This is a genomic window from Nocardia sp. NPDC050435 (assembly GCF_040655395.1).
In the GTDB taxonomy this organism is placed as follows: domain Bacteria; phylum Actinomycetota; class Actinomycetes; order Mycobacteriales; family Mycobacteriaceae; genus Nocardia.
In genome coordinates, this window is sequence record NZ_JBFAJW010000005.1 from 466,453 (window position 1) to 484,939 (window position 18,487).

At 67.4% G+C, this 18,487-nt stretch carries 21 protein-coding genes; 14 read left to right on the plus strand and 7 right to left on the minus strand.

Going from position 1 to position 18,487, the window contains the following annotated elements:
* The first annotated feature begins 42 nt into the window (after positions 1-42).
* Positions 43-1,005 (plus strand): lipase, encoded by a 963-nt coding sequence (locus AB0I43_RS18195; RefSeq protein WP_356979324.1) that lies wholly within the window; start codon positions 43-45, stop codon positions 1,003-1,005.
* A 20-nt stretch (positions 1,006-1,025) separates the two neighbouring features.
* Here AB0I43_RS18195 and AB0I43_RS18200 read toward each other — a convergent pair whose 3' ends face one another.
* Positions 1,026-1,562, minus strand: a complete 537-nt coding sequence (locus tag AB0I43_RS18200; RefSeq protein ID WP_356979326.1) for a DUF6882 domain-containing protein — start codon at positions 1,560-1,562, stop codon at positions 1,026-1,028.
* Positions 1,563-1,687: 125 nt separating this feature from the next.
* Between AB0I43_RS18200 and AB0I43_RS18205 the strand changes: the two genes are divergently transcribed.
* The 3 genes from AB0I43_RS18205 to AB0I43_RS18215 are packed head-to-tail and all read left to right on the plus strand — an operon-like array spanning position 1,688 to position 3,063.
* Positions 1,688-2,137 carry a hypothetical protein gene (locus AB0I43_RS18205; protein ID WP_356979328.1) on the plus strand — a complete coding sequence of 150 codons (450 nt, stop codon included), beginning with the start codon at positions 1,688-1,690 and terminating at the stop codon, positions 2,135-2,137.
* Positions 2,125-2,451, plus strand: a complete 327-nt coding sequence (locus AB0I43_RS18210) for a transcriptional regulator (RefSeq protein ID WP_356979330.1) — start codon at positions 2,125-2,127, stop codon at positions 2,449-2,451. The genes AB0I43_RS18205 and AB0I43_RS18210 overlap by 13 nt, the downstream gene beginning before the upstream one ends.
* Positions 2,452-2,457: 6 nt before the next feature.
* The gene (locus tag AB0I43_RS18215) at positions 2,458-3,063 is read left to right on the plus strand and encodes a GNAT family N-acetyltransferase (protein ID WP_356979332.1); all 606 of its coding nucleotides are present in this window, start codon (positions 2,458-2,460) and stop codon (positions 3,061-3,063) included.
* Here the strand turns inward: AB0I43_RS18215 and AB0I43_RS18220 are convergent.
* Together AB0I43_RS18220 and AB0I43_RS18225 are read right to left on the minus strand one after the other, a co-directional pair.
* Positions 3,041-4,708, minus strand: coding sequence for a hypothetical protein (locus tag AB0I43_RS18220; RefSeq protein ID WP_356979334.1), 1,668 nt, complete (start codon positions 4,706-4,708; stop codon positions 3,041-3,043). The two genes, AB0I43_RS18215 and AB0I43_RS18220, sit on opposite strands and share 23 nt — an antisense overlap.
* Positions 4,709-5,071: 363 nt before the next feature.
* Positions 5,072-5,818, minus strand: coding sequence for a helix-turn-helix domain-containing protein (locus tag AB0I43_RS18225; RefSeq protein ID WP_356979335.1), 747 nt, complete (start codon positions 5,816-5,818; stop codon positions 5,072-5,074).
* A 270-nt stretch (positions 5,819-6,088) separates the two neighbouring features.
* Between AB0I43_RS18225 and AB0I43_RS18230 the strand changes: the two genes are divergently transcribed.
* The 4 genes from AB0I43_RS18230 (at position 6,089) to AB0I43_RS18245 (ending at position 8,582) form a co-directional block, all read left to right on the plus strand.
* Positions 6,089-6,805, plus strand: a complete 717-nt coding sequence (locus AB0I43_RS18230) for a Sir2 family NAD-dependent protein deacetylase (RefSeq protein ID WP_356979336.1) — start codon at positions 6,089-6,091, stop codon at positions 6,803-6,805.
* Between the two features lie 36 nt (positions 6,806-6,841).
* The gene (locus tag AB0I43_RS18235) at positions 6,842-7,330 is read left to right on the plus strand and encodes a hypothetical protein (protein WP_356979338.1); all 489 of its coding nucleotides are present in this window, start codon (positions 6,842-6,844) and stop codon (positions 7,328-7,330) included.
* A gap of 29 nt (positions 7,331-7,359) precedes the next feature.
* Positions 7,360-8,031, plus strand: coding sequence for a class I SAM-dependent methyltransferase (locus tag AB0I43_RS18240; protein ID WP_356979340.1), 672 nt, complete (start codon positions 7,360-7,362; stop codon positions 8,029-8,031).
* A 113-nt stretch (positions 8,032-8,144) separates the two neighbouring features.
* Positions 8,145-8,582 carry a hypothetical protein gene (locus AB0I43_RS18245; protein ID WP_356979342.1) on the plus strand — a complete coding sequence of 146 codons (438 nt, stop codon included), beginning with the start codon at positions 8,145-8,147 and terminating at the stop codon, positions 8,580-8,582.
* An 18-nt stretch (positions 8,583-8,600) separates the two neighbouring features.
* Here the strand turns inward: AB0I43_RS18245 and AB0I43_RS18250 are convergent, their stop codons facing one another.
* The gene (locus tag AB0I43_RS18250; protein WP_356979344.1) at positions 8,601-9,263 is read right to left on the minus strand and encodes a hypothetical protein; all 663 of its coding nucleotides are present in this window, start codon (positions 9,261-9,263) and stop codon (positions 8,601-8,603) included.
* Positions 9,264-9,449: 186 nt separating this feature from the next.
* Positions 9,450-10,595 (minus strand): hypothetical protein, encoded by a 1,146-nt coding sequence (locus AB0I43_RS18255; RefSeq protein ID WP_356979345.1) that lies wholly within the window; start codon positions 10,593-10,595, stop codon positions 9,450-9,452.
* Between the two features lie 509 nt (positions 10,596-11,104).
* On the opposite strand from AB0I43_RS18255, the gene AB0I43_RS18260 reads away from it, so the two are divergent.
* Complete coding sequence (locus AB0I43_RS18260) at positions 11,105-11,992, plus strand: MBL fold metallo-hydrolase (RefSeq protein WP_356979347.1); 888 nt, start codon at positions 11,105-11,107, stop codon at positions 11,990-11,992.
* Here the strand turns inward: AB0I43_RS18260 and AB0I43_RS18265 are convergent, their stop codons facing one another.
* Entirely contained in the window at positions 11,993-12,628 is a 636-nt protein-coding gene (locus AB0I43_RS18265) for a TetR/AcrR family transcriptional regulator (protein ID WP_356979349.1), read from the minus strand. It abuts the gene before it with no gap.
* Positions 12,629-12,742: 114 nt separating this feature from the next.
* Here AB0I43_RS18265 and AB0I43_RS18270 point away from each other — a divergent pair, with 114 nt between their 5' ends.
* Positions 12,743-13,639, plus strand: coding sequence for an alpha/beta hydrolase (locus AB0I43_RS18270; protein WP_356979351.1), 897 nt, complete (start codon positions 12,743-12,745; stop codon positions 13,637-13,639).
* Positions 13,640-14,185: 546 nt separating this feature from the next.
* Here the strand turns inward: AB0I43_RS18270 and AB0I43_RS18275 are convergent.
* On the minus strand, positions 14,186-14,746 hold the full coding sequence (locus AB0I43_RS18275) for a TetR family transcriptional regulator (protein ID WP_356979353.1): 561 nt from the start codon (positions 14,744-14,746) through the stop codon (positions 14,186-14,188).
* 78 nt (positions 14,747-14,824) lie between these two features.
* On the opposite strand from AB0I43_RS18275, the gene AB0I43_RS18280 reads away from it, so the two are divergent.
* The 4 genes from AB0I43_RS18280 (at position 14,825) to AB0I43_RS18295 (ending at position 18,485) form a co-directional block, all read left to right on the plus strand.
* On the plus strand, positions 14,825-15,175 hold the full coding sequence (locus AB0I43_RS18280; protein ID WP_356979355.1) for a DoxX family protein: 351 nt from the start codon (positions 14,825-14,827) through the stop codon (positions 15,173-15,175).
* 159 nt (positions 15,176-15,334) lie between these two features.
* A complete protein-coding gene (locus tag AB0I43_RS18285; protein ID WP_356979357.1) occupies positions 15,335-16,123 on the plus strand; it encodes a CPBP family intramembrane glutamic endopeptidase in 789 nt (262 codons plus the stop codon).
* Between the two features lie 210 nt (positions 16,124-16,333).
* Positions 16,334-16,969: a hypothetical protein gene (locus AB0I43_RS18290; RefSeq protein WP_356979359.1), complete on the plus strand. Its 636-nt coding sequence runs from the start codon at positions 16,334-16,336 to the stop codon at positions 16,967-16,969.
* A gap of 292 nt (positions 16,970-17,261) precedes the next feature.
* The gene (locus AB0I43_RS18295) at positions 17,262-18,485 is read left to right on the plus strand and encodes an FAD-dependent monooxygenase (protein WP_357432477.1); all 1,224 of its coding nucleotides are present in this window, start codon (positions 17,262-17,264) and stop codon (positions 18,483-18,485) included.
* Positions 18,486-18,487: the final 2 nt, after the last annotated feature.

An 18,487-nucleotide genomic window follows, 5' to 3' on the forward strand; every position in this document is an offset into this window, starting at 1 on the left:
TACAGTAAGGGAACTATTGATTCCTAACTCTGGTAGGTGGTCATGCGCTGGAAACTCCTTGCCGCCCCGCTGTTCTCGCTCGTCACCGTGCTCGCGGCCGGGACCGCGTCCGCCGCACCGCAGTTCCACGTCCCCTGGGGTCCGGTGGAGAACCTGGGCGCGATCGTGCCGCACGCCGTCGATTTCCGCGGCACGCCACCGGGCGCGAACGACTGGAGCTGCCGGCCGGCCCCCGAGCATCCCGAGCCGGTCGTCCTGATCTCCGGGACCAGCGCCGGGCCCGCGCAGAACTTCCGCTGGTTCGCACCGCTGCTGGCCAACAACGGCTACTGCGTGTACACCCTCACCTACGGCCTGGACCCGAGCACGCTCAGCGGCATGCTGGGCGGGCTGTCGCTGCCGGGTCACGCCGACATGCGATTGTCGGCGGCGAACGAACTCGCCCCCTTCGTGGACCGGGTGCTCGCGGCGACCGGCGCGGAGCGGGTCGACCTCATCGGTCACTCCCAGGGCACCGTGATGCCGCGCTGGTACGTGAAATTCCTCGGCGGGGAATCGAAAGTCGCGAAATCGGTGAACATCACCCCGCTGTGGAACGGAACCACCCTCTACGGCCTCAGCCACCTGGTGCGGGGTCTGGACACGATGGGTTCGGGACCGGTGGTCGAGGGCCTGACCGGCCTCGTCAGCCATACGGTGCTGGACTTCATCACCGGCTCGGACTTCCTGAACGCCGTCAACGCCGGCGACGCGTTCCCCGACGGCATCGCCTACACCAACATCATGACGCGCTACGACGAGGCAGTCGTGCCCTACACCAGTGGATTCGCGCCGCCCGGGCCCAATATCGGCAATATCGTGCTGCAAGATCTGTGCCCCTCGAACTTCAGTGAGCATCTGTTCGTCGCCGCCGATCCGGTTGTGGGCCAACTGGTATTGAACGCGCTCGACCCCGGGAACGCGGTTCCGGTCGATTGCGGCGCGCTGCCTCGAAACAGCGGCTAGCACCAGTTCGGATCCGCCGTCTACGCCGAGATCTCGATCGCGAAATTCGACGTCGTCCCGTCGTGCGCGGTGAGCGTGACCGGACCGAAGGTGATGAACGAGGTCGACGCGCCGCCCGGGGCGCGATAGAAGCCGGTCGCCTCCGATACGCGCACGGCGAAGGTGGCGAGCGTGGCGGCCCGCTCCTCGTCGGCGTCGATCACCGGCTCCGCCAGGTCCGCGAAGCCGTGGGCTTCGGCCCAATCGCAGACGACCTCGGAGTCGCGACTCATGTGGGGGAGGATGCTCTGATTGAACCAGGCCCACATCCACGTTCCCGCTCGCGGATTGTGGCTGCCGAGGAGCTGCGCGGGCGCGGTCGCGATCCGGTCGGGAAAGGTCCAGGAAATCTGGCCGGTGCGCTGGTCGAGGTCCCACCGGTCCGCCGAGCCCAGCCCCCAGGACATATGCGCGTTCGCCAGCTGCGTGACCAGCTCCTCGCCCTGCGCCAGCAACGTGGCCAGATCCGGCCGCTCGTCACCCGGCCCGGATTTCCGCTTGCGTCCGAACAACCCCACCGAAACCTCCTCGCACAGAACCGAACCGGAGAACCTTTCCCTACTGCGCGGCGGGACGCAAGCCTGTCCGCTCGATAGTGGAAACAGGTTTACTAATGGAAACCTATTAGCGTATCGTAACGCTCGTGAACGATGAACCGTCCTCGCAGGACATGCTCGGCATCGCCTCCTCCGCCACACGAGCCGCGCAGCGCGCGAACAGCATGCCCAGGTGGGTGCCGCCTACCGTGGCGCTGCTGGGCGGCGCGAGCGTCCTCGTGGTCGGACGGGCCGATCCCGGGTCCGACGAGTTCTGGTCCGTCATGGCTGCCGGGTGCGGCATCGCCTGCCTGTTCGTCGCTCTGATGAGTTGGGTATGGCACGCGCAACGCAAGAGAGGTGTCGTGCCTCGGCGCTTGCTAGATGTGCCCGTGCGACGCTGGCAGCGAATTTCGTTGCTTGTGCTGATCGTGCTCGTACCCGCCCTCGTGCAGAACTTTCTCCACGGATGGGCACACGCCGTCTTCGCCCTTGCGCTCACCGCCTGGGTCTGGTGGGGCTTGGAATTCGAGCGCAGGACGACGTGCCCGAGCTGAGCGAGTTGCTGGCCTCGCTGCCGCGCCTGAAACTGGTCGCCTTCCTGGAGGGCTGCCAGCAAGCCGAATTCGGCACCGTCGCCGAACTGTGCGAGCTGAACAAGTCGACGCTCTCGAAGGCGATGACCACGCTCGAGGACGCGGGTTACGTGACGGTCCGCAAGGGCTATCTGGGGCGCAGGCCGAAGACCTGGCTGTCGCTGACCGACGCCGGCCGGCTGGCCTATCGCGAGCACCAGGCCGCCCTGATCGCTCTCACGCGCAAGGCGGAGCAGAGCGTGCCTACGACACAGGCGCCGCCTCCGCCGAGGTGAAACCGGGTGCCGTTGCGTATCGGTGTCGGCATCGGGACGATGATCGATATGGCGAGACCGGCGGAATCGGTGCGGTGCGGCGGAATCGAACTGCGTCGATGGCGGCGCAGTGACGAGGACACGCTGCACCGGATCGTGAACGAGTCGCTGGAGCATCTGCGGCCGTGGATGGGCTGGGTGGCGCAGACCGGGGCGCATCCGCGAGCCGCGGTGCGGCGGTCGCTGGCGGAGGCGGGCGCGGCCTGGGAATCGGGCGACGCCTACGGATACGCGATAACGGCGGAGGCGCGGGCGATCGGATCGGCAGGGCTGCGGAGAGGCGTCGAGCCGGGCGTGTGGGAGATCGGCTACTGGGTGCATCCCGCGCACACCGGGCGCGGGTACGGCACCGATGCCGCTGCGGCACTTGTCGATCGGGCCTTCGCCCTCCCGGACGCCGAGCGCGTGCAGATCTGGCACTACGCGGCGAATCTGGCGAGCGCGGTGGTGCCGCGTCGATTGGGCTTCGCGGAGATCGACCGCCGCTCGCCCGCGCGCGATCCGCTGACTCCCGGAGAGATCGGAATCGATGTGGTGTGGGAGCTGGCTGTCAACGCTCGGGCGCGGGACTGAGACTCGTCGGCAGGATTCGAGGCAGACGGTCGTAGTGGAGTTCGGGCGGTGCCGGGGCTGCGTGGCCGGTGCGATGTGGCTGCACCTCGGGCAGGAGTCGCAGCGACTCGGCGAGGTCGGGATCTTCGGCTCGATCGCCGGGGACGCTCACCCGCTCGACGATCCGGATCGCCTGCGCGAGCAGCTGCGCCGCGTCGTCGTGGTCCGAAACATGCACTGCCCGCGCAGCTTTCGCGAGTAGGCTACGCGCAGCCTGGAGACAGAGGGCTGCGGCGTTGCCCTCGGGGTCGAGCGCCGCGAGCTCCGGAGCTTCGGTCGACACCAATTCCGCCAGCTGCTGCGGTTCGGAGGAAACGAGCCTCGCCCGGATCTCGTCCGGATCCAGGAGGCAACGGCTCGCCCAGTCGTCACCATGCTCGTCGCGGAGCGTGCGCAGACCCGTTGCGACCTGGGCGCCGTGCCCGTCGAGCAGGCCGAGGACGAGGTGCGCGTTCGCCACCAGAGCATGCGTGCCCGCCTCTGCGGAACCGGCGATCGCCTCGCCGAGCCGGGCGCGTGCCCGGTCGAGTTCGCCCGCACGCAGCGCGGCGAGCGCGGCCAGGAACAGCACGGTGCGGCGCTGCACGGGATCGGTTGCGTGCTGCAGCAGTTCGGTGAGATCGGTTGGCGCTCTTCCTTGTCCGAGGTCGGCGACGCCACGCAGGATCATCCGGGTGATGGCGGCGTAGCCGGGCGGTGCCGGTGGGGGCGGGGGCTGGTGCACGACCGGGGTGAACCCGATCGGTGTCGAGCTCGTCGGCAGGTCCACGGCTGGTGGGTGGTTCGGATCTACGGGGTGGAACCCGAACGGCGTCTCCACCGAACCGACTCCGGCCCCGGCTGCCGGGCCACGGTTGCCGAAGCCGCGTCCGGCACCGAAATAGATGCCGTCGTAGCGTGATTCGGCTCGGCGCTGCCCGACGAGCCGATTGCGGTCCGGCTCCGGGGTGAACCGGTCGGCGAGCTGGTTGCGGCGGCGGGCGACGTCCTTCTCGCCTCGTTCGGCGGCGCGCTCACCCAGTAGTCGCAGCCACTCGCTGCGACTACCCGGCCCGAGCGCGTAGAGCAGTTGCCAGATCACCGAGCCGCCGCCGGCGAACGCGAGCTTCTCGAAGTCGTCGTCCACCTGTCTTGTCAGATGTTCCCGTGCGAGGGAGCGGAATTCGGCGAACTCGCCCGGGTCGCCGGTCCGCAATACGGTGGCACACCAGAGGCACAGGGCCGAGGGCGTGGAGTTCCTGGACGGGGCTCGCATCAACTGCTCGGCGATGGTCCAGGTCCGTGCGAAGGAGCCGGGATCGGGCCGGCGCAGCCAGCTGCCGAGGACGCGCTGCACGACGGCCTCGGCAATCGGGAACCGCCGCCCGGCCAGCGGCAGTATCCGAAGAGCCTGCTCCGGGTAGAACTCGGCGGCCGTGGCCAGCTCGGCCGACAGCTGCTGCTGCGCCCGCTGCACGGCGCTGTGCTCGCCCTGCTCCAGAAACGTTTCGATCAGCGCCAGTTGCTGGTGCGCGTGCTCGCGCGGGTCGGCCGTCGCGGGCAGGGGCGCCCAGCCCGCAGGCCCTTGCGGCGGCCTCGAATCGCGCTGCCTCCAACGCCATTTCATGGCAACGCCCACGTACAAGTCGACGAAATCACAACGAGCCCCCGTGTTCGAATCCTGGTATTCACGGTAGCGGGGTGCCGAACCCCGTTCAATCGAATTCGGCTGCCGCCGAAACCCTGCCCCGGGGGCCGTGAGCCGGAGCGCCGGCGCACGGCCGAAAGGGCGCCGCCGAACACGCCGTTGTGTTCGGCGGCGCCAGGGGAGTGCCGATCCGAAACTCCCCTCCGAGCTTCGGAGCGGCGTTGGTTTCAGCTCGATCCCTGAATCCAACCGGAGTCGCTGGTCACGTGTCCACTCATCCGGGCTCGCGGCGATCACACGGTGCAGTGACGGCGAGATGCTTGACTTTCGCGGCGGGATGGCCTAATTGGCACGCTCGCCGTGCACGATGCCCATGATCAGGATGCCGGGGCGTTCGTGCAGCTGCGGCCACATCAGGATCGCGTCCTGGACCAGTACTTCACGCTGCTCGCCCGCCGGCCGGACGCGGCGGAAGACATCGGGGCGCGCCGAATAGACCACCCCGGAATTCCAGAGCGGCCAGAAATGGTCCATGTGTTTGACGGTGTCGAGGATTTCGGTCGCGCTGTCCTGGCACCCGGGCCGGGCCGCGTAGTCGCGGAAGAAGCCGACCATGACTTCGATCTCCCGCTCCCATTCGGGATGACAGCTGCGTGCTTGCTCGCTGAGCCACCAGTGCAGCATGTTCGGCGCTTCGAGCAGGCCCGGCCACAGCCGGCGGAACTGGCTGTTGGCGTGGGTGCACTTCCAATCCAGGACGCGACCGGCCGCATGCGGCGCGAGCGCGTCCAGGGTTTGCGGCAGCATGCCCTCCGGGATCGGCACGGTGGTCATCGATGTGATCGGCCGCCCGGCAAGCATGAGCAAATGGTTGTGCTCGTCGCCGCGCAGCGCGAATATCTCGCTCAGGCCGTTCAGGATGCGGTCGTTGGGATTGGTCCGCTCACCGGATTCGATAGCCCGGATGTACCCGTCGGCCACATGGATTGCCTGCGCCAGCTCCTTGACCGACATGCCCAGCGCCACCCGGCGGACTCTGACGAATTCCCCGAGCGACGGTAGCGCCGGTGTCGATGCGCTCGCCGTCATCCGCTCCACTCCTCACCTCTCGCTCCGGGGCGGCCGAAACGAGACGACCCCCACGCCACCGGCCACTGTTACAGGAACCCATTGCCGGAGAGCAACGTCCGGCATCGGCGCGGCGTCCGGCATAACGCCTGTTCGGAGTCATGTTCCGCACCCGCTCGAGCGCTTGTGTGTGACCCGAATCACGGCCGGGGCGGTATCGGGACATCCGGTGGCACAGCATCATTGAAGATTGCTCGAGCAGCGAATCGGGAGGGGTGTGCGGATTTGTCGGTGCAGGGGCCGGTGGACCTCGCGGCAGCGATCAGTCGTACCCGGGAGTGGATCCACAGCGCTGAACACGTGCTCGTGCTCACCGGCGCCGGGATCTCGACGGACTCCGGCGTCCCCACTCCGGCCCGCCGGGAAGCCCTCGACTGGACCGAGAACGTCTGCGGCCGCCGCCGGATGTGGCGCGCGCTGGCGCATTTCTTCCGCGCCGTCCTGCCCAATGCCGGCCACCACGCCCTCGCCGATCTCGAACGAGCGGGCCGCCTCGGCACGCTCATCACGCAGAACGTGGACGGCCTGCACCTGGTGGCGGGCAACAGCCGGCACCGCCTCATCGAGTATCACGGCGATCGCCGCGTCGCGCTCTGCCTGGCGTGCGGCAGCCGCATCCCCACACGGCTCGTGCTCGACGTCGTGGACGCCGGGAACGACGACCCACGCTGCGTGTGCGGCGGAATCCTGCGGCCCGCCGTGCTTTCCGGTGCCGGCCAAGTCGACCCCGAGGCCCACCACCGGGCCGTCTCGGCCGCACGCCGGGCCGATCTGCTCATCGCCGTCGGCACCAGCCTGTCCCGGTTCCCGGTCGCCGGGCTGGCGCGGCTGGCCGCTGCCCGGGGCCGGCTGGTCATCGTCAACCGCAGCGTCACCCGGCTCGACGACGTCGCCGATCTCGTCGTGCGCGGATCGATCAGCGAGGTGCTGCCGCAGCTCGTTGTGTAGCGTCTGAAGTCGGATCGACCGAAAGTTGTTCGTGCAGTGAGTCTTACCGTCCACGACGTGCTGGCGGCCCGGGACGGCGCCGCCGCCGTCATCCATAGCCGTTTGCGGCAGCACCTCCACGGCATCCCCGACAGTGGCAACGACGTGCTGGCCTATCGCGCCGGTGAACTGGAAGCCGCAGTGGCCGAACTGCTTCGGGTCTTCGCCGCGGACGAGTCCGCCGCGGCCGAGGTTCTGACCGGCGCGGTCCGGATGATCGAGGTGCGTACCGCCGCACCGCCGGCGGCGGTGGTCGACGCGGTCACCGGCGACAGCGGCTCCGCTGCCCGTCTGCGTGAAATCGCCGCGCGCACCGCCGATGTCACGACCCCGCCCGGCGCGCGGGCCGACGCCCACACCGAAGCCTGCCGCTGGGCGCGCACCGTCGCCACCGAGCACGGCGTGGCCGCGGCCGACGTCTACAACGTCGCCGTGGACATCGCACGCTGGGCGGCGATCCAGCCTCGCGATGTCTACCGAGCGTGATCCACCCGAACTACCGATGAGGAAATGCGTTGAGCTCGAACGTCACCCGCGCTGAACTGGACGGCGCCGCCGTCTACACGGAGACCGGCCTGTCGATCTACGACACGGTGGTCCTGACCCTCAGCAACCCCTACGTCTGGGGCTGTCACACCGATCACATGCTCGCCCTCTACACCGAGCACACCACCGACGACCATCTCGACATCGGACCCGGCACCGGCTGGTACCTCCGCGAAACCACCTTCCCGCCGGACCCGCGGGTCGCGCTGTTCGACCTGAACGAGAACTCCCTGGCCATGGCCGCCGACCGCCTGCGCCGCCGCGGCATCAGCCCGCATCTGCACAGCGGCAGCATCCTGCACCCGCTGCCGATCGATCACCGCTTCGGGTCCGTCGCCGCGAATTCCGTCCTGCACTGTGTGCCCGGCCGCTGGGACGCCAAGGGCGTCGCGTTCGAGCACATCGCCGCCGTCACCGCCGACGACGGCGTGTTCTTCGGCTCCACCGTGCTGTCCGAGGGCGTGCCCAGCGGCCGGTTGGCCTGGGCGGTCCGCGGCATCTACAACCAGCTGGGAATCTTTCACAACGGCGAGGACGACCTCGACGGGTTGCGCCGAGCCCTGTCGCAGGCGTTCGCCGAAGTGGTGATCACGGTGCGAGGATCGGTCGCGCTCTGGACGGCGCGCGGGCCCCGGCGGTAGGTCTGCCGGGCGGTCCCGGGCAAGTCGGATGCGCCCTGTGTTGCCCCGGACGAGCGGGCAGGGCAGGCTGGATGCGCTCTCGACGGCCTATTCCCCGCAGGAGGATCGACCATATGCCGAACTGGCCGACACTGGACCCGGTCGAACAGCGCGACAAACTCCTCGAGATCACCAGCGAGGTGCTTCCCACGCTGCCGAGCGGGTGGACCCGGCTCGTGGTGCGCGCACGGATGATCGGCACGCACGCCGAATCCGATACCGGCGTGCGAATGCCCGATGGAAGCATCCGATCCTGGTCCTTCCCGCCCGAGGTCTGGCGGAAATTCCAGCAGCTGCGCAAGGGAATGTACGTCCAGGACCGCGGATCGTGGAACGAATTCGAGTACATCCTGGACCCGCCCGGCCACTTCACCGTCGACTACGGCCGAGATCGGTTGCCGGCCTTCGCCACACCGCCGACGGCCGAACACTTCGAAACCGAGAACCGGTGGTTTCCGCGGTCGGATGAAGAGATGCCGGAATGGTTTCGTCGCGGGCTCGGCCGGGGCTAGCGGGGCTCGGTCAACTCGTCATCCGGTGATCTGTACCGCCGGGGTCACCTTGTACTCGGCGTCGAAGGTGATCGTTTCGTCCGGGGTGAGCAGGCCCTGGCACACCGGGGTGCCGGAGGAGGTGGCGAGCTTGACCACTGCCGTAGTGGCCTTCAGCGTGGCGGTGGCGTTGGTGTAGGTCATCGCGGTCGATCGCGTGAAGAACCCGCATCGGCGCGTAGTGTTACGGCTGGTGAAGGTGATATTGACCGCTGTGCTGTTGGGGCCGTTGATGATCGAGCTGGTGCCGGTCGCGGCGTTGTAGCTCTTGCCGACCAGAAGAGAGTCGCCGGTCATCGCGCCCGTGGCGTTCCAGATCGTGCCGTCCGGGGCGGTGCACGTGGTGGCCGCGGTGGTATCGATGCTGCCCAGTCCGGTTCCGCTGCGGGGCCCCGGGAGCAGCGTGCCGGTCGAGGTCAGCCCGGCGCAGGTGAACAGCGTGGTGCCCGCCTTGTTCTTGACCGTGACCAGGCCCGATACCGCCTTAAACGCCCCGTTGGCATTGGGATTGGTGACATTCCAGGCCGCCTCGGCCTGGTCGGGAGCGGCCTGGGCGGGAGTGGTGACGGTGAGCATTGCCAGCAGCGGTGCTGCCAGCGTGACCAGGGCTTGGGCGCGGCGGGTGCGGGAAAGGTGGAGCATGCGGATCTCGATTCCTGAAGCCCGGGGTGAGTGGGCGCCGAGTGAGCGCGGAGGGCTGGCCTGAAACACGTTGGCTTACAGTCGATCCGAAACAAAGGCTACACCGGTAGCGATTGTTGGCCAAGGGGTTCCGCACCGTCGCCGAAGTCGCGTGCGCGAAGCGGGACGGTTGTCTGTCGCGGCGCGCTAGACCCGGGTGAAGCCGGGGGAGGTGAGCCTCAGGCGCATGGTTTCGGCGTCGTAGCTCAGGGTGAGTTCGAACCAGTCCGGAGTGCGAGCGGTGACGTGGACGCCGTGGCTGTCGCCCGAGAGGGTGATCGGCCAGCCGTTCTGTTCCCAGATCCGGGCGATCGGCGGTACCCAGAGTTGCGGGCGATCCAATTCCGGGGGTTCGAGGAGATAGCGGGCTTCGACCCGGCTGAACCCGTCGTCGTGCGGCAGCACGTCTTCGCCGTTGTGGTCTCCCCGCGTGCACAGACGCACCTGGCCGCCGAGTGCCGCCAAGAGGTCGGTGATGAGGGCGCGAACGCGGTCACGCGCGGCGTGCTCGGTGAGTTCGGGGACCCATAGCGCGGCCTGAGCGACCTCGAGAGGTTCGAGCACCGCGCTGATGGGGGCGGACTCCGGTGGCTGTTCGCTTTCGAGTTGAAAGCCGTAGCTCATCAATTCGTCGAAGGTCTCGGCGAAATCCAGTGGTCGATCCAGCTGGCCCTCGGCTTCCCAGCCGATGGTCCCGGCCGGCAGCTCGGGGGACACGAAGTACCGGGTACCGCCCAGGCCCTGACTGAGCAACGTCGCACGGTCGCCCGAAATGTCCTCGGACGCTTGCCAATCGCGAATCGACGCGGGCAGACCGAGATCGGCATAGGTGAGCATGTCCCGGGGGCGGGTGGGTCCGTAGGAGATGCCGTCGAGGTCGGTGAACCCGGCGTGCACCCGGGCGAGGAACCCGCGCAGCGCGTCGGGCAACAACTCCCAGTGCGGCGGCTGATCGCGTCCGAAGGTCTGCGGATCCCAGCCGATACGGAACTCATAGGGCTGGAACGGTTTCCGGAACGCGTACAGCAGCACCCAGTCGCCCCGCAGCAGACAGATCCGCACATCCTCGAGACACTCCGCCAGCACGAGATCGAACCGCGGCAGCAGCTCGGCGAGCCCGTCGACCCGCCACAGGGCTCGCGCGGCGGCGCGCCGCTCGGCCGCCTCGCGCCCTGCCGCGACCCGCGCCCATGCCGCGGGCACATGCGCGACCGCGCTGGAGCCCGGTTCGACGAGCAAAGCAGCGCCGGCGCCGAATTCGGCGACGACTCTGGCGAAATCCGCAGTATCCACGGCACCATCGAACCGTATAGTCGCGGGATCCGCGACCAGGGGCGACGGCCGTCCCCACAGCGGAATGTTCGCCTACGGTCCCACATGTAGCCGTGACCCCTACGCCGACATCGCGCTGCTGCTGGCCAATGCCAGAGCAACCTGGCCCGACGAGGGCGTGGCAACTACTGCGGATGAAATGTTCGCGCGGACATACGGAATAGACCTCGACCACGACCGGCGGCGGTTCTACCTCCACCTCGACCCACTGACCTGGGGATGACACCGGCTGGCAGGCCGATTCCGCAACGCACTCGGAAACCGGTGGCTCGCCTTCCTACCGCAGTAGGACACCAGCTACTGCCCCGGTCCGATTCTTCCTGCCCGCCTCCGGTGTTACGGTCCCACCGAGCGGCCCGTGGAGTCGCAATGAAGACCGCAAAGCCGGGGGGAACACCGATATGGCCGATCGGGCACGCACGCCGAGTCTTGTCGAATGTTGCACTGCCGCAGCGGGAATCGTGCACGGAATGATCCGGCCACGTCGCCCTGACCAGCGGCTGCTGCGCACGATCACCGACGCGGGACTGCCTGTGCCGCAGGGCGTGGTGTCGGTGACCGCCTTGCGTCAGGTGTCGCGGTCGGCGCCGACCGCCGGTGTCGTGGAAGGGCGGTTCACGCCCTGGCGGATCACCAATTCGCTGACCTCCTTCGTGGTCGAGCATCCCAAGGCGCGATTCATCGTCGATCCGAGCATCTGCCTGGATGTCGGACGCCGCGCGCTCGCCCAGCTACCGGCCGTGGTGCGGATCGCGGTTCGCCCGCCGGCCGACGTGATCGCCACTGTCGAGGCCCTGCGCGAACTGCCCGGGCCCTCGCCGCTGGACTTCGCGCTGCCGACACACGCGCACTGGGACCATGTGTGCGGATTGCTGGATCTGGGCGACCTCCCGGTGCATCTGCACCGCCCGGAGCGGGAATGGATCTCGGGCGGGGCGGTGGCCCCGACCGGCGGGGTCCGCGACGCGCTGCGCGATCGCGCGATCGTCGACTACGAGCTGGACGGCCCACCGATCCTCACCTTCACCCGCAGTCACGATCTGTTCGGGGATTCGACGGTGCTCCTGGTCGATCTGGCCGGACATACCCCCGGCAGCGTGGGCGTCCTCGCCCACACCGGTGATGGTTGGATCCTGCTCGCGGGCGATGCCGCCTGGCACACCCTGCAGGTCGAGGAGATCCGCCAGAAGTCGAGTTACCCAGGATCTTTGCTGGACGAAGACCGCGACCGCGCCTTCGAAACCCTGCACCGGCTCCACCTCGCCCGCCACTTCGCGCGCATCGTCCCGACCCACGACCATCAGGCAACCCAGCAGCTTCGAGCCGCGGACCGATCTTCGTCGAGATGCCGCGGCTGATCACTGTCGCCGGCTGACAGCTCCGGCCGACCCGGTAGTCGTCCCCAGGATGCGATCGAGCAGCCGGTCGACGAGCGCGACCGCGGATTGCGCGGTGCCGTAGCCCTGAAGCATCCCTTGCGCCAGTCCGCCGATCGCCATCGCGACGAGTTCGGCGTCCTGGTCGGGGTCGCTCGGGATCGAATCCTTTGCCGGCTGCGCTCGTCCGAGCTGATCGGCCACGATCGTGACCAAAGCTCGTGGTGCGGCGAAGGTTTCCTCCGCGGTGATGCCCTGGCCGGTGATGGCCGCCCAGCCGAATGCGCCGAGTACGAGAGCTTCCTCCCGGCGCTGGTCGTCGAGCGGGAGTAGTTCGGTCAGCACCGCCCGCAGAACTTCGCGAGGAGTGGCGTCCGTGCCGAGGGTGGCCCACCGCTGCGTGAACCGCGCGCCCGCGTCCTGCATGACCGACCGGTGCGTCGCGAGCAGGAATTCCTTCTTCGTGCCGAAGTAGTACTGCACCAGTCGAACCGAGAGCCCGGCTTCGGCGGCGACCGTCTGGAAGGTCACCCCTTCCAGGCCGCCCGCGACGATGACTCGCCGGACGGCGTCGGTGATGTGACGTCGCCGGACCTCGTGGTCGACCAGCCGTGGCACGAGATCTGCCCCTTTCTTCCGGATCGCGGAACCTGACGGACCTTGATGGTACGCACATACCAATTATGTGGTACGTTCATACCATGTAAATGGTATGTCGATACCATGAAACTGATGAAGGGGAGGCCTGTGCCGAAGATCGGGCGATTCACCAACGCCGAGGCGAAGACCACGTTCCTGGCCGCGTACGACTCCGTGGCCGCGCGGTGGCCGGTGCCCTCGGCCGACCTCGATGTCGAAACACCCTTCGGGACAACGCGAGTGCGCAGATCCGGAGCCGGCGAGGGCGCGCCGATCGTGCTGCTGCCGGGCATCGGCGGCAACGGGATGGTGTGGCACCGGTTCATCGAGGATCTGTCGCGTGAGCGTGTGGTCTACACCCCCGATGTCATCGGATGGGCCGGGCGATGCGAACAGACCGCGCCCTTGGTCGACGCGCGCGACATCGCGAGGTGGATGGTCGCGGTGCTCGACGGTCTCGGCGAAGACCGTGTGCACCTCGCCGGAAATTCCTACGGTTCCTGGTTGGCCGGCGTCGTCGCGGTATATAACTCCGAACGTTTGGCCAGTCTGACCATGATCGAGCCCAGCGGAGCCACCTTCGCCAAGCCGAGCTGGGGCATGCTGCTGAAATTCCTCAAAGCGGGCATGCGGCCGACCCCGGAGAAGATGCGGAAGCTCAACAAATGGCTGATGCCGGGATTCGAGTTGACCGAGGAAGAACTCGCGGTGGCCATGGCGACGCTGAAGTTCCGATCGGGCGTGCCGTGGGATCGTCCGTTCACCGACGAGCAACTGTCCGCGATCGCCGCGCCGAGTTTGATCCTTTACGGTGCCGAAACTGTCGTCAGCGATCCGGTGCGTGGGTCCGCCCGGGTCCGCGCGCATATCCCCACGGTGGAGGTCGAAACCTACCCGGGCGTCGGGCACGATCTGATGTGGGCCAACCCGGACCAAGTGATTCCGCGCTTTTTGAAATTCGTCGAGAGCAACGATCCTGTGCGGGCGTAGCGCACCCCCGACACCCAGGCTCTCTGCGAGCCTGTAGAACATGCCGCGCGACCCCGAGGGACCGTACTCGTGTTCTTCAGGACGGGCGCCGAGGGCCTGCATCTCGGCGTCGAAGCGGTGTGGGTCGCTGCCTGTCCGCTTGACGAGGTCCATGGTTCATGCAGGGACTTCCGCCAACTGTGCTCCTGAACCCAGGCCCAGCTTCGGTAATGCCCTGCCGTGACCACATATCCGTCACGGTGCCCTGGTCGACGCCCATCCGCTTCAACAACTCCCGGGCGTTGATCTGCCGCGCAAAGGGGGGGGCGACCACCGGCAGATCCCTCCCGTGCATCCACCCAAGACCACCGGTCACCGTGTTCACAACGCCCTCGGTTTGTTGATCGCGAACGAGGTCGGGAAACGCAATCCATGATCATGGATCCAGGCGTCGTCATCAGGTGAAGCAAGCACAGCGGCCGACACTGCCATGAACCACCGACATTCACGAAGCTCGGACGTGCGGCCGACCCGCGTCACGTCGCCGGTGGCACATGGGTTCTGTGTTCACTCGCCGGAGTGCAGTAGGCCGGCGCAGACGGCATCGAAGAGTACGCGCGGATCCATTCCGGGTACGCCCAGGGCGATGCGGTCCAGTGCGATGCCGGTGAAGACAGAGCCGAGGGCGTCGATCTGTGCGTCGGTGGAATTCCGATAGCGGGCACGCAGGATGGCGGTGAGTTGCGCCAACGCGCTGGCGCGAAGTCGGCGCATGAGCTCGGCGAGTTCGGGGTCGCGGGCAGCGGCCAGGGTCAGTTCGGTGCGGGCCAGCAGGCGGTTGCGGGCCACGCTGGAGTCGGGATCGGCCAGGGCGGCGAGTAGGTCGGCCGGGTCGGTGTCGGCAGGGGTGGCGATTCGGTCGATCTCGGCGAGTTGAAGTTCGAGCAGTCGCTGGGCGATGGCCTGGTAGAGCGCGGCCCGGGTGCGGAAGTAGTTGGAGGTGGTGCCTGCCGGTACTCCGGCGGCGGTGTCGATGGCGCGGTGGGTGACCTGGCTCAGGCCCTCGCGGTCGATGAGGGTCAGGGCGGCGTCGGCGAGCAATTCGCGACGGGAGGTTTTCTTGGGCATGCACTTGACACTACTACATCGTAGTACTACAAATTAGTACTATAACGTAGTGAATAAATGTCTGCTGAGGAGCACCCCATGAACATCGCCTTCGTCGTCGTCACCGTGCTGGCCGCCCTCTGGGTCGGCTTCTCCGCCGTGTCGACCTTCACCCGCGCCGCGTGGGTGGTGGAGCCGTTGGCCGACTACGGCGTGCCCCGCGCGTGGTGGCCCGGTCTGGCCACGGTGAAGACGGCAGGCGCGCTGGGCATGCTCGCCGGGCTGTTCGTGCCCGCCCTGGGTGTTGCGGCCGCGATCGGCCTGATCGTGTACTTCCTCGGGGCCGTGGCCACGGTGCTGCGAGCCCGCGCGTACGCACACATCGCCTACCCGCTGCTGTATCTGGTGCCGGTCGTTGCCGCCCTTGTGCTGGGGTACGTCGCGGCCTGAGCGCCCAGCCATCCCGTCAGCCGCCGCACACCCCGTGTGCGGCGGCGCGCACCGTGCGGCTTCTACGCGCCGCACCCGAATCCACCAGGGCTGATGGCGAAGTCCGAGTCCCGACCGAACACGCGTGACGCGGGGTGTGAATCATCTATGTTTACCCCCATGAGCGCGCCTCGCAGCCGGCTGACGGCCTCTCTGAGTGGTCGCCGTCTGTCCTATCCGATGTTTGCTGTCGTCGTGATCGTCTACCTCGCCATCATCCAAGCCGGTGGGATCGCGATGAATCACCTCAGCGGTGAGGACGACTTCCTGACTACCCGCGGGGTCGTCTACGGCATGATCATCCCGCTCGGCGTGGCGCTGGCATTCACCTACGCCGTCATCGCCTACCTCGGCTGGGTACGCCCTGTCCTGCACGACGACCGACCTACCCGATCCTGGGTGCGGATCGTGCCGATCGTTTTCCTCGTCGCCATCGCCGGCGGAATCAGCTACAGCGCGCTGTCGCAGAAGGGCTGGCTGTATGTCGTGGTCCTGCTGGTCGCCACCCAGTTCGTGGGCTGGGGTGAGGAAGGCATGTTCCGCGGTATCGGCGTCGTGGTTCTGCGCGAGCACGGACTCAGCGAGGGGCGAGTCGCGCTGTGGTCGAGCATCATCTTCGGTGCGGTGCACCTGAGCAACGGCCTCACCCACGGAGTATCGGCGCTTCCGCAGGCGATCATGGTCAGCCTCGCGGGCTACTTCTTCTATCTGATCCGCCGGGTCAGCCGGGGTAACGTCGCGAACTCCGTCATCCACGGACTATTCGACTTCACCCTGCTCACCGGCACCGCGATCCTGGCCGACCAAGCCTTCTACGCAGGCACGCTGCTGCCGATTCTGGTCTATCCGGTCCTGGCGATCATCCTGCTGGTCAAGCGACGCACGATCGAACCTTCCACGACCCGCTGACCGGGAGGTTACGAGAGCGATCGCCCGCGTCACGTCGGGTGCTCGAAAGGGGTCTCGGCGAGGGCGCGAGATCACCTGCCGCGCTTGATATCCGATCTCGGCTCCCTGCGGTCGGCCCGCGTACAGAGGCTCACGCGTAGACCTGACGCCCGCCCGCATCCCTCGCCGGTTGCTGCGGCGATTCGCAGAATGTTCGTAGGCTCTAGCGACATGAGCGATGATCTGCCGAGCGGTCGCCGACTAAGCGCGGAGGAATGTGAGCGCCGATGGACGCCGTGGTCGCCGGCCGAGGTCGCCACGCGGCTGGCCGGGGTATCGGCGCCTTGGTGTGTCGTTGCCGGCTGGGCGCTGGACCTGTTCATCGGTGAAACAACCCGGCAGCACGATGACATCGAAATCGCCGTTCCGCGAGGCGCATTCACCGAGGTGGCCGAAGCTCTGCACGAGTTCGAATGGGACGTCGTCGGCGCGGGGATGGTATGGCCGTACCCCGAGGCTGCCGATGATCCCGAGCTGCACCAAACCTGGCTGCGGGACAGTCGGACCGGCCGATACCACCTGGACGTCTTTCGTGAACCGCATCAGGGCGACCGGTGGATCTGTCGCCGGGATCGCACCATCACCCTGCCCTACGCGGAACTGATCGCCTTCGACGACGACGCAATTCCCTATGTAATCCCCGAGGTGGCACTACTTTTCAAGGCCAAAGCGCCTAGACCGAAGGACGACCGCGACTTCGCGCGAGTCGTACCACTGCTGCCCGACCACCGTATCGCCCGGCTCACGGAATGGCTGACCCGCGTTCATCCGCACCATCGATGGCTTGCCGAATTGGATGCCTGCTAGCCGACCGCACTCGTCGGCGGGACGCGGTCAGGCTCCGTCCGTTGGCTCGCGAGAGCGAACGCGTCGAATCCTGCAGACGAGTGGGTGATTCACCTCACTCGCCCGCGTATTCGCGGCTTTCTGACCTCGTTCCGGATGCCCAGACGCTCGAACTCGTTGAATTTACCCGGTAAGCTTACTGAGTAAATGTGATCGTGCCGACCGAGACGTGTGCTGCTCGATCCTCCCGGTACGACAGATCGGAATCGAGATCGTGACATCCGCATCCGGAACTCGCTGCTTGAAAGTCCTTGTGTGCGGCGGGGGTATCGCAGGACAGGCGACGGCCTACTGGCTGGCGCGAAGTGGTCATCGAGTCGTCGTGGTCGAGCGATTTCCGTCGCTGCGGGCCACCGGCGCCCAGGTCGATCTCCGCGGGCAAGGCATCGAGGCGGTCCGGGCCATGGGGCTTCTCGAGGTCGTGCGGAGCAAGCTCGTGGACGAGGCCGGCGTCGCCTTCGTGAACGCGCAGGGCAGGGCGAGGGCGACGATCATGGCCAACACATCGGGCCGGGGGCGTCAGACGCTGACCTCCGAGTACGAAATCATGCGCGGAGATCTCGTGCGCATTCTCCACGACGCGACGAACGGCGACGTCGACTATGTCTTCGGGACCAGCGTGGACCACTTCGAGCAGGACGAGAACAGGGTCGTCGCCTACTTCTCCGACGGCTCGTCCGACGAGTTCGACCTGCTCGTCGGTGCCGATGGGCAGGGGTCGCGGATTCGCCGGGCACTGTTGCCCAACGGGGCTCCGGAGCCGTACTGGCGAATGGGGATGCACATGGCGTACTGGTTCGTTCCACGCATCGCCTCGGACAGCAATATCCGCGACACCTACAACGCTCCCGGCGGCCGCATGGTCATGCGCAGGAGCCACAACGCGGACGAGACCCAGGTGTATTTCGTGCTGCGGGAGGCATCGGAGGAAGCCTCGGCGATCCATCGCGAACCGATCGAGCGCCAGAAAGAGTTCTGGGCCGGGCGTTTCCGTGGCGCGGGATGGCAGACCGACCGCTTCCTCGAGGGCATGGAGACGACCTCTAGCTTCTACTCCCAGGAGGTCGTCCAGGTCCGAACGGATACCTGGTCCCAGGGACGCGTCGTCCTTGTCGGAGATGCCGCGCATTGCGCATCCCCCTACAGCGGCATGGGCGTCTCCGGCGGTCTGGTCGGCGCCTACGTTCTGGCCGGTGCGATCAACGCGCACCCTGCCGATCTGCCGCGTGCGCTCGCGAACTACGACACGACACTGCGGCCGTTCGTCGACGAGAGCCAGGCTGAGGTGAATCCGCGTCTGCTGCGCCTCGGTATGCCCATGAGCCGGTTCGGAATCGACGCCTTTCTCGCCGTCACGGGACTGGCCACGTTCCTGCGCATCCCCGACCTCGTCGCGCGGTTCGCCAAGGAGGATCGAGGTGGCGGCGGGCGGCTCCCCGAAAGCCCGGCCGCCGTGTCCGTGAGAAATAGTGGATAGAG